Annotated in this window: 14 protein-coding genes; 10 read left to right on the forward strand and 4 right to left on the reverse strand. The window is 62.9% G+C overall.

Translation table 11 applies throughout. The features are described 5' to 3' along the window. Nucleotides 1–9 precede the first annotated feature (9 nt). Entirely contained in the window at nt 10–1,227 is a 1,218-nt protein-coding gene (locus tag C7G42_RS02700) for an acyl-CoA dehydrogenase family protein (RefSeq protein ID WP_094976240.1), read from the reverse strand. 357 nt (nt 1,228–1,584) lie between these two features. Here C7G42_RS02700 and C7G42_RS02705 point away from each other — a divergent pair, with 357 nt between their 5' ends. The 3 genes from C7G42_RS02705 to mtnA all read left to right on the forward strand — a co-directional run bounded on the left by C7G42_RS02705 (nt 1,585) and on the right by mtnA (nt 4,013). Further along, nucleotides 1,585–1,857, forward strand: a complete 273-nt coding sequence (locus C7G42_RS02705) for a phosphopantetheine-binding protein (protein ID WP_106947536.1) — start codon at nt 1,585–1,587, stop codon at nt 1,855–1,857. A 157-nt stretch (nt 1,858–2,014) separates the two neighbouring features. Continuing rightward, the gene (locus C7G42_RS02710) at nt 2,015–2,893 is read left to right on the forward strand and encodes an S-methyl-5'-thioadenosine phosphorylase (protein WP_106947537.1); all 879 of its coding nucleotides are present in this window, start codon (nt 2,015–2,017) and stop codon (nt 2,891–2,893) included. 13 nt (nt 2,894–2,906) lie between these two features. Next, nucleotides 2,907–4,013 (forward strand): S-methyl-5-thioribose-1-phosphate isomerase, encoded by a 1,107-nt coding sequence (mtnA, locus tag C7G42_RS02715; RefSeq protein ID WP_106947538.1) that lies wholly within the window; start codon nt 2,907–2,909, stop codon nt 4,011–4,013. 148 nt (nt 4,014–4,161) lie between these two features. Here the strand turns inward: mtnA and C7G42_RS02725 are convergent, their stop codons facing one another. Then, on the reverse strand, nt 4,162–4,797 hold the full coding sequence (locus C7G42_RS02725; RefSeq protein ID WP_199580611.1) for an HAD-IA family hydrolase: 636 nt from the start codon (nt 4,795–4,797) through the stop codon (nt 4,162–4,164). 100 nt (nt 4,798–4,897) lie between these two features. Between C7G42_RS02725 and C7G42_RS02730 the strand changes: the two genes are divergently transcribed. Further along, on the forward strand, nt 4,898–5,644 hold the full coding sequence (locus C7G42_RS02730) for a S1 family peptidase (protein WP_106947540.1): 747 nt from the start codon (nt 4,898–4,900) through the stop codon (nt 5,642–5,644). 124 nt (nt 5,645–5,768) lie between these two features. Further along, a complete protein-coding gene (locus C7G42_RS02735; protein ID WP_106947541.1) occupies nt 5,769–7,271 on the forward strand; it encodes a flavin-containing monooxygenase in 1,503 nt (500 codons plus the stop codon). A gap of 95 nt (nt 7,272–7,366) precedes the next feature. On the opposite strand, the gene C7G42_RS02740 is transcribed toward C7G42_RS02735, so the two are convergent. Both C7G42_RS02740 and C7G42_RS02745 read right to left on the reverse strand, forming a co-directional pair. Continuing rightward, a complete protein-coding gene (locus C7G42_RS02740) occupies nt 7,367–8,293 on the reverse strand; it encodes a response regulator (protein ID WP_199580612.1) in 927 nt (308 codons plus the stop codon). After that, entirely contained in the window at nt 8,277–11,648 is a 3,372-nt protein-coding gene (locus C7G42_RS02745) for a hybrid sensor histidine kinase/response regulator (RefSeq protein ID WP_106947542.1), read from the reverse strand. Before C7G42_RS02745 ends, C7G42_RS02740 begins: the two co-directional genes overlap by 17 nt. Nucleotides 11,649–11,817: 169 nt before the next feature. Between C7G42_RS02745 and urtA the strand changes: the two genes are divergently transcribed. The 5 genes from urtA to urtE all read left to right on the forward strand — a co-directional run bounded on the left by urtA (nt 11,818) and on the right by urtE (nt 16,808). After that, nucleotides 11,818–13,077, forward strand: a complete 1,260-nt coding sequence (gene urtA / locus C7G42_RS02750; RefSeq protein WP_106947543.1) for an urea ABC transporter substrate-binding protein — start codon at nt 11,818–11,820, stop codon at nt 13,075–13,077. A gap of 181 nt (nt 13,078–13,258) precedes the next feature. Beyond that, the gene (urtB, locus tag C7G42_RS02755; protein ID WP_106947544.1) at nt 13,259–14,185 is read left to right on the forward strand and encodes an urea ABC transporter permease subunit UrtB; all 927 of its coding nucleotides are present in this window, start codon (nt 13,259–13,261) and stop codon (nt 14,183–14,185) included. Nucleotides 14,186–14,202: 17 nt separating this feature from the next. Further along, a complete protein-coding gene (urtC, locus tag C7G42_RS02760) occupies nt 14,203–15,342 on the forward strand; it encodes an urea ABC transporter permease subunit UrtC (protein ID WP_106947545.1) in 1,140 nt (379 codons plus the stop codon). A 10-nt stretch (nt 15,343–15,352) separates the two neighbouring features. Then, complete coding sequence (urtD, locus tag C7G42_RS02765) at nt 15,353–16,108, forward strand: urea ABC transporter ATP-binding protein UrtD (RefSeq protein WP_106947546.1); 756 nt, start codon at nt 15,353–15,355, stop codon at nt 16,106–16,108. A 10-nt stretch (nt 16,109–16,118) separates the two neighbouring features. Then, on the forward strand, nt 16,119–16,808 hold the full coding sequence (urtE, locus tag C7G42_RS02770; RefSeq protein WP_106947547.1) for an urea ABC transporter ATP-binding subunit UrtE: 690 nt from the start codon (nt 16,119–16,121) through the stop codon (nt 16,806–16,808). Nucleotides 16,809–16,828: the final 20 nt, after the last annotated feature.

Here is a 16,828-nt window from a genome sequence, read left to right on the forward strand (position 1 = left end):
GTTATTGATTCAGTCGCGAAGGCTTGTCGGCACGCCGCTCATCAGAGTCGATGTCGCGGCATTGGCCAGAATGCGGTCGTTGTTGATCATGATCGGAGATGACAGCACGTCGCGGAGGTGCCGGCCCATGGTGAACTCGCCGTCGTTGCGGTAGCCGGAGAGGCCGGCTGTGCGCATCGCATGCATCACGGTCTCGACCGCGAGCTCGGAAGCCTGCACCTTCAGGAGCGTGATCGAGGATTGGAAGTCGAGCGAGCTCAGCGCCCGCTCGTCATGCTCGGCACGGGCGAAGGCATCGATATTGGCCGACAGCAGCGCGCGAAGCTTCGCCAGCGACATCTTGGCAGCGGTGAAATGCGCCGCGGCCGGCGGCATCTGGCCCCCGGAGCTGCGGGCCGCCTTGCGGATGAAGGCCTGCGCGCGGGTCACGGCTGCGGCGGCGATGCCGGTCCAGGCCGACGACCAGCACAGATGCGCGAACGGCGTCATGGTCTGGGCGTGGATCTTGTCATAGGATTCAGGGAAGACGCGATCGGCGGGGCAATCCACCTTCAGCTCGAAGCCGGTCGAGCAGGTGCCGCGCATGCCGAGCGTTTCCCAGCCCAGCGTCCGCTTCAACGAGTAATCGTCCTTGGCGAGCGCCAGCAACACCTGGTCGGAGGCGGCGGCCTCGGTGGCGCGGCGGGCGATGGTGACGAGGCCGTCGGCTTCGGCGCCATAGGAGATGACGGTGGCGTCACGCACCAGCGAAACGGTGTCGCCGGCGTGGTCGACGGCAGCGGCGCTGGCGCGGATGTTGCCGCCGTTCTGGCCCTCCGTGGTGGAGGAGGCGAGCAGCCACTGGTCGCGGGCGACCCGGCGCATCATGGTTTCCATCCAGGGGATGCCGTGACCGTGCCGGATGACGCACGCAACCTTGGTCTGGTGCATGGCGTAGATCATCGCCGTCGAGGCGCAGGCGCGTCCGAGCGTGTAGCAGATGTCGGTAACGTCGTAGATGGAGGCACCGAAGCCGCCGAACTCGACCGGGATCATGACGCCGAGCAGCTTCTGCTCGCGAGCGACCTCGAAAGCCTTGTGCGGGAAGCGGGCATCGCGATCGACCCCGTCTGCGTCGGCCGCGGCCGCTGCGGCGGTCCGGGCGGCGCGCTCGATCAGAGAGGGACCCTGCTCGAGGAAGCTTGTTTCCGCTTCGTCGACAGTGAGGACTGCTTCACGCACGTTCATACTCGTCCGCCTCCGGTTTGCCGTTCGAGATCGCCGGCATCATTCGCGATGCCGCCGGCGATCTTCCGGTCATCTTTGCTTGTGAGATGAGGCTACGGATTTAATTCAAATTCGTCGATGAAATAGAGGGTAAACAAAGCCCAATTCCGAATGAACAGTTAAGGTCCGGTTGTTTGCATCCGCCGTTTTTCCGGCATCGCGTTAGGAATCTGCAAGAGGGTCGAATTCCGGACAATCTGAGTCATCGTTTACTAAGAAACCTGAAGTATTGGTGTCGCCCATTGCGGGACCGGCAGGCCGTGCCCATCGTAAGCGGCAAGCCGGTGCGACCTTTGACAGACAGACGGGAATTTGCCGATGCAAGCCTTTGATACCGAATTGCGCAATCGCATCATCAAGCTGGTGAAGGGTATCCTCGAACAGAATTCTCTCACCGCTGACGTCACGCCGTCCGCCAAGCTCGTCGATGCCGGCCTGACTTCGATGGATATGGTCAATCTGATGCTCGGCGTCGAAGCCGAGTTCGACTTCACCATTCCACAAGCCGAGATCACGCCGGAGAATTTCCAGTCCGTCGAGACGCTCGAGCGGATGGTTGCGACGCAGTTGCAGCTGGCGAACGCTGCATAACTCTCTGCTGTTGTCCCTGCGTGCGCAGGGACGATACTGAGTGTGGGGCCTGCGCGCCCCTCACACCACCGGCATCGCCCCACAACCCCCGTTCCAAAACCGCCGCAAAACTGGCATAGCTTAACCATGTCGCAAGTTGCGAACAGGTGGAGCAGGTATGACGCAGGCGGTATTGGGCATCATCGGCGGCTCGGGCATTTACGACTTGCCAGGCCTCGAGGGTGCGCGCGAAGAGGTGATCGAGAGCCCGTGGGGCGAACCGTCGGCTCCCTTGAGGCGCGGCACGATCGCTGGTTTGCCGATCGTGTTCCTGCCGCGGCACGACAAGGGCCACCGTCTCTCGCCCTCTGACATCAACTATCGCGCCAATATCGACGTGTTGAAGAGGGCCGGCGTCACTGACCTGATCTCGCTGTCGGCCTGCGGTTCCTTCAGGGAGGAACTGCCGCCGGGCACCTTCGTTCTAGTCGATCAGTTCGTCGACCGCACCCACAAGCGCGAGAGCTCATTCTTCGGCCGGGGCTGCGTCGCGCATGTGTCGATGGCGCATCCGGTCTCCCCACGTTTGCGCATTCATCTGGCCGCGGCCGCCGAAGCTGAAAGCATCGCGATCGCGCGTGGCGGCACCTATGTCTGCATGGAGGGGCCGCAATTCTCCACCTATGCGGAGAGCATGACCTACAAGACGCTGGGCTATTCCGTGATCGGCATGACCAACATGCCCGAGGCGAAGCTCGCGCGCGAGGCGGAGCTCTGTTACGCCACGGTGGCGATGGTGACGGATTTCGACTGTTGGCACCCCGATCACGATGCCGTCACCGTGCAGGATATCATCCGCGTGTTGACGTCGAACGCCGACAAGGCCAAGGCCCTGGTGGCGCGGTTGGCAAAGGATTTCCCGCGCGAGCATGAGCTGTGCCCGATCGGCTCCGACCGTGCGCTCGACACCGCGCTGATCACGGCGCCCGAGGCGCGCGATCCCGAGCTTCTGAAGAAGCTCGACGCGGTGGCCGGGCGGATCCTGCGCGTGAACTGAAAGGCAGAATGCCATGAAGGTCGACGGCAAGCATTTCCGCAGCATCTGGCGCGAGCCTGACGGCTGGACGATCGGTGCGATCGACCAGCGCAGGCTGCCGCATGAGTTCGTCGTCGCGAAGCTGACTTCGTGCGAAGACGCAGCCGTCGCAATCCGCGACATGCTGGTGCGTGGCGCGCCGCTGATCGGTGCGACTGCCGCCTACGGCATGGCGCTCGCCATGCGCGAGGACGCCTCCGACGCCGGCCTGAAACGGGCCTACGAGACTCTCGTGGTGGCGCGGCCGACTGCGATCAATCTGAAATGGGCGCTGGACGAGATGCGCATGGCGCTCGCGCCGATCGATCCGCTGGAGCGGGCCGAGGCCGCGTATGCACGGGCCGACGAGATCGTCGAGCAGGATGTCGAGATCAACCGCGGCATCGCCGGCAACGGCCTGAAGCTGATCGAGGCGATCGCATCGAAGAAGCCGGGCGAGACCGTCAACGTGCTGACCCATTGCAATGCCGGCTGGCTCGCCACCGTCGATTGGGGCACGGCGACCGCACCGATCTATCTGGCGCATGAGCGCGGCATCAAGGTCCATGTCTGGGTCGACGAGACGCGCCCGCGCAACCAGGGCGCCTCGCTCACCGCCTGGGAGCTTGGCCATCACGGCGTGCCGCACACGGTGATCCCCGACAACACCGGCGGCCATCTGATGCAGCACGGCATGGTCGATCTCGCCATCGTCGGCACCGACCGCGTCGCCGCCAACGGCGACGTCTGCAACAAGATCGGCACCTATCTCAAGGCGCTCGCCGCCCACGACAACGGCGTGCCGTTCTATGTCGCGCTGCCGTCGCCGACGATCGATTTTGCCGTCCATGACGGCATCCGCGACATTCCGATCGAGCAGCGCAGCGGCGTTGAGGTCACCGACATGACCGGCCGCACCGCGGATGGAAGGCTGGAGACGGTGCGCATCGTGCCCGAGGGCTCGCCGGTCGCGAACTACGCGTTCGACGTGACGCCGGCACGGCTGGTGACCGGCCTCATCACCGAGCGCGGCGTGCTGAAGCCCGACCGCACCTCGCTCGCGGCTGCATTTCCGGAGCGGAGCGCTGCTGCTGCGGAGTAGGCTGTGCCTTCGCCGAGGTGTCGGCCATAACCGTCATTGCGAGCGCAGCGAAGCAATGCAGAGTCCCTCCACGGAGACGGTCTGGATTGCTTCGCTGCGCTCGCAATGACGAGTCTGTTGAAACGGCGCCTCCCTGTTGCGAAAAGGCTTAGCCCAGCTTCAGCCCCGTCGCCACCTCGAGCTCGGCGATGGCTTGCGCGCCACTGGCCACCTTGATCGTGGTCATGCCCATCTCGCGCGCGGGTTTCAGATTGACGCCGAGATCGTCGAGATAGACGCAATTGTTCGGATCGACCTTCAGCGTCTCGACCATCAGCCGGTAAATGCGCGGGTCGGGCTTGCGCAGGCCGATCTTGGCGGACTCGATAACATGATCGAAAAACACCATGACTTCGGCGATATAGAGGGAGCGCCCGGTCATGCTGCCGATGGCATTGGCAGGCAGATTGTTGGTGATGCAGCCGGTCTTGAATTGCGCCTTGATGCGCTTCAGCGCTTCGACCATTTCAGGGCGCAGATGGCCCTGCAGCAGCGGCAGCACGTCGCGGCCGCGTACCTCCGCGCCGAGTGCGAGCGATTCCGTGGCGAACAATTCGTCGAAGGTATCGATATCGATCTCGGCCCGCTCGAACTTGGCCCAGGCGTTTTCCAAATGATTGGCGGCGTTGGTCCGACGGATGATGTCGACGGGCAGCCCGCGCTCGGTCTCGAATCGCGCGAACGCCTCGAACGGCGAACTCGTCAGCACGCCGCCAAAATCAAAGATCACAGCTTCGATCGCCACTGTCCTGCCCTCGTCAATTCCTTTCCAAGTGGGCTAGCATGCGCTATCGGCAAGGACCAGTCCGAAGCGGTCTGCCGCCGCCAATCCGAAGCGTGTTCCCATGAAGAAGCTTGCCACGTTCATCACGACTGCGCTGCTGCTCGCCACGCCCGCTCATGCCATCGTCGGCGGCGGCACGCCGCAGGCCGATGGCGTGGCGCGCGCCGTCGTCACCATCGTCGGTTCGCGGGGAAATTCCTGCACCGGCACTCTGATCGCGCCGAAGATCGTATTGACCGGCGCTCACTGCGTGCCGCCGGGCGCGGACTACAAGATCGTCGATCGTAGCGGTGGCGAACCTCAATTGTTGAACGTTCGCACCATCGCCATCCATCCGGGCTACAAAGCACAGGTGCATCGCGCCGGCGCCGACGTGGCGCTGTTGCAGCTGGAAATTCCACTCAAGGGAAAATCGACAGTGCCGGTCGGTACGCCGAACATTCCGATCCGGGTCGGTAGCCGCTTCGTCATTGCCGGTACCGGGGTCACCGTACGCGGTGATGGCAGGAGCGGCGGGGCCACGCGCATCGCAGGCCTCGTCGTCACGGGCCAGCCCGGCACGCTTCAGATCCGCCTGGTCGATCCCGTAACCAACGGTGTTCGCGACGGAATTGGAGCTTGTACCGGCGATTCCGGTGGTCCCGTGTTCGAGGACAAGCCGAACGGCGCCGTGCTTGTCGGGGTCATCAGCTGGGCAACGGGACCGAGCGCCGGCGATGGCTGCGGCGGATTGACCGGCGTCACGCCGCTCACGCTCTATCGCGACTGGATCGTGCAGACCGCGCGGAGCTGGGGTGCGGCACTGTGATTTGACCGCGACTTGATCTATGTCATTTTGAAGCGGAAGCGCGGCGGGTGATCATGCCTGCCGCGGAGGAAACGCGCCGTCCGTCAAGGACGGCCATAAAAACAAGCAAGGCATAGAAGCAACAATGAATGTCGCTGTTCGCAGTCACGCCACGGCCAAACAGGCTTCTGAGCATTTCGACGTGCTAATCGTCGGCGCCGGCATCTCCGGCATCGGCAGCGCCTATCACATCGACAAGCAGCTTCCGGGGACGAGCTACGTGATCCTGGAAACGCAGGCGACGTTCGGGGGCACCTGGAGCACGCATCGCTATCCCGGCATTCGCTCGGACAGCGATCTCCATACGTTCGGCTACAGCTTCAAGCCCTGGGTGGGCCCGCCGATCGCGACCGCCGAAGAAATCCTCGCCTATATGAAGGAGGTGATCGACGACAACGATATCGCACGGCACATCCGCTACAAGCACAAGATCAATTCCGCCAGCTGGTCGAGCGAACAGAATCTCTGGACCATCGAGGCCGTGACCACAGACACCGGCGAGGCCAGGACCTTCACCGCGAACTTCCTCTGGATGTGCCAGGGCTATTACCGTCATTCGGAAGGCTACATGCCGGAATGGAAGGGCGCCGACCGCTTCAAGGGCCGCATCGTCCACCCGCAGACATGGCCCGACGATCTCGACCTCACGAATAAGAAGGTCGTCGTGATCGGCTCGGGCGCCACCGCGGCAACGCTGGTGCCGAACATCGCGGACAAATGCGCGCATGTCACCATGCTGCAGCGTTCGCCGACCTATTTCCGGCTCGGCCGCAACGCCATCGAGATCGCCGAGGAGTTGCGCCGGCTTCAGGTCGACGAGGCCTGGATCCACGAGATCGTTAGGCGCAAGATATTGTTCGAGCAGGATGCGTTCACGAAACTCTGCCTGTCCAAACCCGAGCAGGTGAAGAAGGAGCTGATCGGCCAGATCAGCGCGGTGCTCGGCCCAGACTACGATGTCGAGACGCATTTCACGCCGACCTACCGGCCGTGGCGGCAGCGCATCGCCTTCGTGCCGGATGCCGATCTGTTCAAGGGCATCGCCAGCGGCAAGGCCTCCGTGGTCACCGACGAGATCGAGTCCTTCGTCGAGAACGGCATTCAGCTCAAATCCGGCAAGCTGCTGGAGGCCGATGTCATCGTCACCGCGACCGGCTTCAATCTCGCAGCGCTGGGCGACATCGCCTTCGAGATCGACGGCAAGCCGCTGGCCTTCGGCGACACCGTCACCTATCGCGGCATGATGTTCACGGGCGTTCCGAACATGGTCTGGGTGTTCGGCTATTTCCGCGCCAGTTGGACGCTTCGCGTCGATCTGGTCGCAGATTTCGTCTGCCGGCTGCTCGGCCATATGAAGGCGAAGGGCAAGAAGAAGGTCGAGGTGAAACTGCGCGCCGAAGACCACAACATGCCGATCCTGCCCTGGATCGATCCGGAAAACTTCAACCCCGGCTACATGATGCGCAACATGGACCTGTTGCCCAAGCGCGGCGACAAGCCGGAATGGCAGCACAGCCAGGATTACTGGACCGAAAAGGACGAGATCCCGAAGACGGATCTGGATGACAAGGCGTTCGTTTACGGCTGAGGGCGCTCGTGGGTGAGGGGTCGTGTGGCGGGCGGCGCTCGCCACATACTCCGTCGTTTGCAGTGTTGGTGGCGTCCCAACTCACTCTCGGCGGCTCACGAATTCCTCCGCGTCGCGTTCGCCGCAATCGCTGCCGCGGCCGTGCGGTTCTCCACGCCGAGCTTGGCGTAGATCTGCTCGAGATGCTTGTCGACCGTGCGCGGGCTGAGGCCCAATATCTGCGCGATGTCGCGGTTGGTCTTGCCCTTGCTGAGCCAGGCCAGCACCTCGCCTTCGCGGGTGGTGAGGCCGAGCTCGCTGGTGAATTCGGGGGGAAGCGCGGTGCCAGACTCCCTGGATAGCCGCAGTAGAAACTCGTTCGGCGCGGTTTCGCCCATGTAATAGAGCCGGAGCTGCGGATTGTCCGGCAAGGAAGCCGCCTGGGATTTCGAGCTGCCCTTGGCCCTGGCCTGCTCCAGCCATTGCAGCAGCGATGGCGGCAGGACGAAGTCGTCGGCTTGCGCGCCGTGATGGTCGGACAGCAGCTTCTGCGCCTGCGGCGTTGCCCACAGCAAATTGCCCTGGCGATCGACCGCGAACAGGAAACGGCCGGAGACGTCGAGCGCGGCGCGCGCGCTCTGCGTCAGGCGGGCATTGCCGAGATGGACGCGGATGCGCGCCAGCATTTCCTCGATCACGATCGGCTTCGTCACGTAATCGACGCCGCCGGCCTCGAGCCCGCGAACGATATGCTCGGTATCGGCGAGCCCCGTCATGAAGATCACGGGGACATTGGCAAGGCCCGCATCGCGCTTGAGCCGGCGGCAGGTCTCGAAGCCGTCGATGCCGGGCATCACGGCATCGAGCAGAATGATGTCGGGCGTGATCTGGTCGATGATGCGTATCGCCGCCGCGCCGTCCAGTGCCACCATCACCGTCATGCCGGCGCCGTCGAGCGCGTCGGTGAGCAGCCGCAGCGTCTCGGGAGAGTCATCGACAACGAGCGCGACGTCGCGCTTCTTCGACTCAATGTTCATGCGCATGCAACGTCTTCAAGGTAGCCATGTACTGGTCCAGATCGAAGCGGTCGACCAGCGACCGCATCTGTGCGACGAAATCGGCATGTTCAGGGTGCTCGTTGCCGATCTCGTCGAGCTTCAACTGGATGCCCCTGACGTAGCCGATCTGGCCGAGGCCGATCAGGGCCTCGATATGCCGCGACGGGGGCCTTGATCCGCTTTCGGGGTGCCAGAACGATACCGGAAGCTCGTCCGAGCCATATTGCCATTCGATCTTGAGGAGCTGGCGGACCGTCTCCAGCAGCCGCGGGATGTCGATCGGCTTCATCAAATAGCCGTCGTGGAAGGGCTGCGCCAGCGGCGCCCCGTGAGCCTCGATCGCGCTGGCCGACACCATCAGGATACGGGCCTGGTGATGGCCGTTCGCCCGCAAGGCCTCGGCGACAGCCCAGCCGTCCATGGCGGGCATCGAGATGTCGAGCAGAAACAGGTCGGGCCGGCAATGCTGAGCCAGCGCGAGGCAGCCGGGGCCGTCGGGCGCGCTGAGCAGGATGAAGCCGAGCGGTGTCAGCACCTCGCGCAGCAGGTCGCGATGCACGGGATCGTCGTCGGTGATGAGGATGGTCTTGCGCGCGCCGTGATAACCGGAGATCGGCGCCTCCACCGGCGCGATGCGCCGCGGATTGGTGACCTCCGACAGCAGGATCTTGACTTTGAACGTCGAGCCGGTGCCGACGGTGCTCATGACCTTGATGTCGCCGCCCATCACTCCGGCGAGCAGTCGGCTGATGGTCAGGCCGAGTCCCGTTCCGGTTTGCGGCTGCGAAACACCGAGCGCACCGCGCTCGAACGGAGCGAAGATGCGTTCGAGATCGTCGCCCTGGATTCCGGGACCGGTGTCGGTCACCTCGAACTCCGCGACGGGGCTGCGATAATGCACGACGAACTGCACGCTGCCGGTCTGGGTGAACTTGATGGCGTTCGAGAGCAAATTGATCAGCACCTGGCGCAGCCGCTTCTCATCGGCGTAGACCACGAGCGGCAGATACGCCGGCCGCCTGAACACGAAGTCGATGCCCTTGGCGGCGGCCTGCAGGCGGAACATGCCGACCAGCTGGTCGAGGAACTCGCTGAGGCGCACTTCGTCGCGCGACAGATACAACCGCCCGGCCTCGATCTTGGAGATGTCCAGAATGCCGTCGATCAGGCCGGAGAGGTGATCGGCGCTACGACGGACGACGCGGACCTGGTCACGCGGCTTGGTGCTCAGCGTCGTGTCCTGCTCCAGCAGCTGGGCATAACCGCTGATCGCGTTCAGCGGCGAGCGCAGCTCGTGGCTCAGACCGACCACATAGCGGCTCTTGGCGAGGTTGGCGGATTCGGCGACCTCCTTGGCGCGCTGCAGCTCGGCGTCGGTGCGCTTGTGCGCGTCGATCTCCTGAATCAGCAGCGCCGTCTGCCTTCGGGTCTCCTCCTCGGCGGCGCGGCGGCTCTGCTGTGCCAGCACGAACAGCCAAGCCACCACGCCGATGATGATGCTGAGCGAGAAGAACACTTTCCAGAGCACGTTGGAGACGAGCGTGTTCTCGCCATGGACGCTTGCCGAGGTCTGCAGATAGATCAGGCCCAGCACCAGCGCGACGAGACCGGCGGAGACCACGAACACGCCGACATAGTGGCCGAGTTGCGAATTGATGCGCGCGTAGATCGGCTGCGGCATCAGCTTGCCCAGCGTCTCCGATATCTGCGCCTGGATCCGCGCATGCGGCTTGCAGAGATCGTGGCATCGGGCATCCAGTGAACAGCACAAGGAGCAAATCGGCCCGGCGTAAGCGGGGCAGGAGGCCATGTCCTCCGGCTCGAACGAGTGCTCGCAGATGCAGCACTGGATCGCCTCGAGGTTCTGCCAGCTTCGCTTCGGCTTTCGCGCGATGTAGTACTTGCCGTCCGTGGCCCAGGCGATCAACGGTGCGACGATGAAAGCAACCGCGAGCGCGATGAAGGCCGACAGCGCCTTCGCGGTAGGCCCGAACAGGCCGTAGAAGGCGCTGATCGAGACGATGGTCGCGATCGTCATCGCGCCCACGCCGACCGGATTGACGTCGTAGAGATGCGCGCGCTTGAACTCGATCTGCTGTGGCCGCAATCTAAGCGGCTTGTTGATGACGAGATCGGCGACCAGCGCCCCGACCCAGGCGATCGCGACGTTGGAATAGAGCGCCAAGGTTTGCTCGAGTGCCTTGTAGACGCCGATCTCCATCAACAGCAGCGCCACGATGACGTTGAAGACCAGCCAGACGACGCGGCCGGGGTGGCTGTGGGTCAGGCGGGAGAAGAAGTTCGACCAGGCGATCGAGCCGGCATATGCGTTGGTGACGTTGATCTTCACCTGGGACAGGATCACGAACGTGCCGGTCAGCGCCAGTGCGAGATCGGGCTGCGACAGCACGTAACGGAACGCTTCGAGATACATATGCGCCGGCTCGGCGGCCTCTTCGGGCGGCACCCCATGGCTGAGCGCGAAGAAGGCGAGGAACGAGCCCGCCAGGAGCTTCAGGGCGCCAAGCACGATCCAACCGGGGCCAGCGCTCATCATCGCTATCCACCAGGAGGCCCTGGACGCGCGGCGGTCGCGCGGAAGGAAGCGCAGGAAGTCGACCTGCTCGCCGATCTGCGCCACCAGCGAAAACACCACCGAGGCCGCGACCCCGAACAGCAGCAGGTCGAAATGCCCGTTGAGATCGCCGTGCTCGCCCGAGAACTTGCGCCACTCCGTAAAGGAGTGCGGATTGTGCCAGGCGATTGCCGCGAACGGAATGATGTGGAGCACGATCCACAGCGGCTGCGTCCACAATTGGAAACGGCTGATCAGCGTGATGCCATAGGCCACCAGCGGGATGATGACGACCGCGCTGATGAGATAGCCGACCGGCCGCGGAATCCCGAAGCACATCTCGAGCGCGGAGGCGAGGATCACCGCCTCGATCGCAAAGAAAATGAACGTGAAGGAGGCGTAGATCAGCGAGGTGACGGTCGAGCCGATGTAGCCGAAACCGGCGCCGCGCGTGAGCAGGTCGATGTCGATGCCGCATTTGGCGGCATAATAGGCGATCGGCATGCCGCAGCAGAAGATGATGAGGGAGACCACGAGGATGGCGGCAGTCGCGTTGGTGACGCCGTAGTTCAGGGTGATGGTGCCGCCGATCGCCTCCATCGCCAGGAACGAAATCGCGCCCAGCGCCGTGTTGGCGACCCGGGCGGCGGACCAGCGCCGCGCGCTCTTGGCGGTGAAGCGCAGCGCATAGTCTTCCAGCGTCTGGTTGGCGACCCATTGGTTGTACTGTCGCCTGACGCGGTCTATTCGCTGCCGCCCTGCCACGCTTTACCCCACTCCCGATACGGACCTGGATCCCTCGCAAATTCCGTACCAAAGCCTACGTCGGCATTTTGCGGTGCAGTATACGCGATCTTGCGTATGCTTCCGCCACCCGGATCCGAGCCATCCTCATGGCACCAATCGCGTGTCCTCGAACAAAAGTGGGGTGCTCATGTCAGACGAACCAAACAAGGGCCTTTTTTCGCCGCTCCGGCGCAAACTATTGATGGGAATGGCCGCCGTGCCCGCCATCACGATGCTGCCGCGGGCGTCATTTGCGCAGGCCCCGGCGACCTCGGCGGTCAACACCACCGGCCTTGCGGTCACCGACACCGAGGTGACGGTCGGCATCCTGCACTCGGCGACCGGCACCATGGCCATCTCCGAGACCGGCTCGATCGAGGCCGAAAAGCTCGCCATCGAGCAGATCAACGCCATGGGCGGCGTGCTCGGTCGCAAGATCAAGTTCATCCAGGAAGACGGCGCCAGCGACTGGCCGACTTTCGCGGAGAAGGCCAAGAAGCTGCTTGTCAACGACAAGGTCGCGGCGATCATGGGCTGCTGGACCTCGGCCTCGCGCAAGGCGGTGCTGCCGGTCATGGAGCAGTATAATGGCATGCTCTATTACCCGACCTTCTATGAAGGCCTCGAGCAGTCCAAGAACGTGATCTACACCGGCCAGGAGGCGACCCAGCAGATTCTCGCCGGCCTGAACTGGATCGCGAAGGAGAAGGGCGCGAAGAGCTTCTTCTTCATCGGCTCCGACTACATCTGGCCGCGCACCTCCAACAAGATCGCGCGCAAGCACGTCGAGAACGTGCTGAAGGGCAAGGTCGTCGGCGAGGAATACTATCCGCTCGGCAACACCCAGTTCAATTCGGTCATCAACAAGATCAAGCTGACCAAGCCCGACGTGATCTTCACCGACGTCGTCGGCGGCTCCAACGTCGCCTTCTACAAGCAGCTCAAGGCCGCCGGCATCGATCTCTCCAAGCAGGCGCTGCTGACGATCTCGGTGACCGAAGACGAAATCGACGGCATCGGCGGCGAGAACATCGCCGGCGCCTATGCCTGCATGAAGTACTTCCAGTCGCTCGACAATCCCAACAACAAGGCCTTCGTGCCCGCATTCAAGAAGATGTGGGGCGAAAAGACCGTCATCGGAGACGTCACCCAGGCTGCCTATCTCGGCCCGTGGCTGTGGAAATTGACGGTCGAGAAGGCCGGCTCCTTCGACGTCGACAAGATCGCGGCGGCTTCGCCCGGCGTCGAGTTCAAGGGCGCGCCGGAAGGCTATGTGCGCATCCACGAAAATCATCACCTCTGGTCGAAGACCCGGGTGGGACGCGCCAAGCTGGATGGCCAGTTCGAGCTGATTTACGAGACCGCCGATCTCGTCGAGCCCGATCCCTTCCCCAAGGGCTACCAGTAAGAAGGGCTACCAGTAAGAAGGGCTACCAGTAAGAAGGGCTACCAGTAAGAAGCGCTCTCAGTCGCGCTTTCTTTCAAGCACCAAGCCTCTCCCTGGCGTGGACAGCAAATCCACGCCCAAGACCCCCCGCGTCGCGAACCTGCTCGCGGCGCGGGGACCTTATCTCCGACGGAGGACATCGATGTTTGGCGACTATTCGCTTGGTGATCTCGGCTCCATCTTCGTCATGCAGGGCTTTGCAGGACTGATCCTGTTCTCGGTCTACGTGCTGATGGCGCTCGGGCTTGCCATCATCTTCGGCCAGATGGGCGTCATCAACATGGCCCATGGCGAGTTCATGATCCTCGGGGCCTACGTCACCTGGATGACCTCGAGCTTCTTCCAGTCTTATTTACCGAGCCTCTTCAGCGGCTACTTCTTTCTCGCGATGATCCTGGCCTTCATCGCCTCCGGTGCGTTGGGAATGCTGGTTGAATGGGTGCTGATACGGCACCTCTACAAGCGCCCACTCGATACGCTGCTGGCGACCTGGGGCCTCAGCCTGATCCTGCAGCAGGCCTATCGCTCCGTGTTCGGCGCGCGCGAGGTCGGCGTCGAATTGCCGCAATGGATGCTGGGATCGCTACATGTGACAGACAGCATCGAGGTGCCGATCAACGGCGTCTTCGTGATGTGCCTGACCGTGCTGATCACCATCAGTGTCGCCTATGTCATGTACAAATCGCGATGGGGCCGCCAGGTGCGCGCTGTGGTGCAGAACCGCATCATGGCCGGTGCAGTCGGCATCAACACCGAAAAGGTCGATCGTTACACTTTCGGTCTCGGCTGCGGCATCGCCGGAATCGCCGGCAGCGCCTTCACGATGATCGGCTCGACAGGCCCGACCTCCGGACAGCTCTACATCGTCGACACGTTCCTCGTGGTCGTTTTCGGCGGCGCGGCGAGCCTGGTCGGCACCATCGCCTCGGCATTCTCGATCTCGCAGACGCAATCCACCCTCGAGTTCTTCATGTCGGGCTCGATGGCCAAGGTGCTGACGCTGCTCGCCGTTGTCGGAATCCTGATGCTGCGGCCGCAGGGTCTCTTCGCCCTCAAGGTTCGCAAATAGCGGGAAGCAGGCAAGTCATGATCAACTCACGCTTCTTCAATCGATCCGAACTCATGGGCTTCATTGCTCTGGCCGCCGTGCTGTTCGTGATCCTGCCGCTGACGCTGGATGTATTCCGGCTCAATCTGGTCGCGAAATATTTGACCTACGCTTTTGTCGCGCTCGGCCTCGTGTTGTGTTGGGGCTATGGCGGCATCTTGAGCCTGGGGCAGGGCGTGTTCTTCGGCCTCGGGGGCTATTGCATGGCGATGTTCCTCAAGCTCGAGGCCTCGAGCGTCGAGAACACGAAGATCCAGTCGACGCCGGGCATCCCTGATTTCATGGACTGGAATCAGATCACGTCGCTGCCGCTGTTCTGGCAGCCATTCCACAGCCTCACCTTCACGATCCTCGCCATCATTCTGGTTCCCGGCGTCTTCGCCCTGATCATCGGCACCGCGATGTTCAAGCGCCGTGTCGGCGGCACCTATTTCGCGATCATCACCCAGGCTGTTGCCGCCATCCTCACCATCCTGATCGTCGGACAACAGGGCTATACCGGCGGCATCAACGGAATGACCGACCTGCGTACGCTCAAAGGCTGGGACATCCGGCCCGATCACGCGAAGGTCATCCTGTACTTCGTCGAGGTGGTGCTGCTGTTCGCCTGCATCGGCATCGCGCAATTCATCCGCTTGACCAAGCTTGGCCGCATCCTGGTGGCGATGCGCGAACAGGAAGACCGGGTCCGCTTCTCCGGCTATAGCGTCGCCAACTTCAAGATCTTCGCCTTCTGCATGGCCGCGGTCTTCGCCGCGATCGGCGGCGCCATGTTCGCGCTCAACGTCGGTTTCATGTCGCCGTCTTTTGTCGGCATCGTGCCGTCGATCGAGATGGTGATCTACACCGCGGTGGGCGGACGGATGTCGATCTTCGGCGCGATATGGGGTGCTCTCCTGGTGAATTTTGCCAAGACCAGCCTGTCGGAGTCCTTCCCGCAACTCTGGCTGTTCGGTCTCGGCGCGCTGTTCATCGCGGTCGTGCTCGCTTTCCCGAACGGGCTGTCCGGGCTCTGGGCTGATTACGTGCAGCCGCGCATCGATCGATTGTTTGCTTCGCGCAAGCCGAAGCGGGACTGGAAAGACAATTCGGTCGCCGACGGCGCGCCGGCAGAGTGAGGAGGCCATCATGCTCGTCGGTCAACAGCCCAAAGAATTCCTGCTCGCCGTCTCCGGACTGACCGTCTCTTTCGACGGATTCAAGGCGGTCAACGATCTCTCCTTTTACGTCGAGGAGAATGAGATCCGCGTCATCATCGGCCCTAACGGCGCCGGAAAGACCACGGTGCTCGACCTGATCTGCGGCAAGACAAAGGCGACGTCGGGCTCGATTCAGTTTCGTGGCAAGGAGCTCACGAAAATGAAAGAGAACCAGATCGTGCAAACCGGCGTCGGGCGCAAGTTCCAGACGCCATCGGTGTTCGAGGATCTCACCGTCTTCGAAAATCTCGAGATCTCGTTTCCGCGCGGCCGCACCGTGCTCGGCTCACTGACCTTTCAGCGCGACCAACTCGTAAAGGATCGGGTCGCGGAGGTCGCCGAGATGATTTTCCTCAAGGACAAGCTCAACACCTATGCCGACGAGCTCAGCCATGGCCAGAAGCAATGGCTCGAGATTGGCATGCTGCTGATCCAGGATCCGGAGCTCCTGATGCTCGATGAGCCTGTCGCCGGCATGAGCGTGTCCGAGCGCGCCAAGACCGCCGAGCTCCTCAACCGCATCATCAAGAATCGCTCGGTGCTGGTGATCGAGCACGACATGAAGTTCGTCGAGGACATCGCCCACAAGGTCACCGTGCTCCACCAGGGCCAGATTCTCTCGGAGGGGACCATGGAGAAGGTGCAGAACGATCCCAAGGTCATCGAAGTCTATCTCGGCCACTAAGGAGCGCGCGATGCTGGCAATTTCCGATCTCCACGTCGCCTACGGCCAGAGCGAGGTGCTGCACGGCCTCAACGTGAAGGTCGCGCCCAACGAGATCGTTGCGATCATGGGCCGCAACGGCATGGGCAAGACCACGCTGATGAAGTCGCTGATGGGCATCCTGCCGATGAAGAGCGGTTCCGTCAGCATGGACGGCGCCGAGCTCGGTGGCCTGCCGAGCTACGACCGCGTGGCCAAGGGCCTCGCCTATGTGCCGCAGGGCCGCATGATCTTCTCCACCATGACGGTGAAGGAGAACATCGAGACCGGTCTCGTCGTCTCCGGCGGGACCGAGGTCCCCGCCGATATCTACGAATTGTTCCCGGTGCTGCTGGAGATGAAGGGTCGCCGCGGCGGCAACCTCTCGGGCGGCCAGCAGCAACAGCTTGCGATCGCCCGCGCGCTCGCGACCAAGCCGAAAGTGCTGCTGCTGGATGAACCCACCGAAGGCATCCAGCCCTCGATCATCAAGGAGATGGCGCGCACGCTGAAGCGCATCCGCGATGAGAAGGGCCTGTCGATCGTCGTGTCCGAGCAGGTCCTGAGCTTCGCGCTCGACATCGCCGACCGCGTGCTGGTCATCGAGAACGGCGCGATCGTGCGTGATGACCCGCGCGACAGTGTCGATGCCGCGCAGGTCTCGAAATATCTGTCCGTCTAACCAACCGTGTAAAAGGGGAG

The organism is Bradyrhizobium sp. MOS003 (assembly GCF_003020125.1).
Taxonomy (GTDB): Bacteria; Pseudomonadota; Alphaproteobacteria; order Rhizobiales; family Xanthobacteraceae; genus Bradyrhizobium.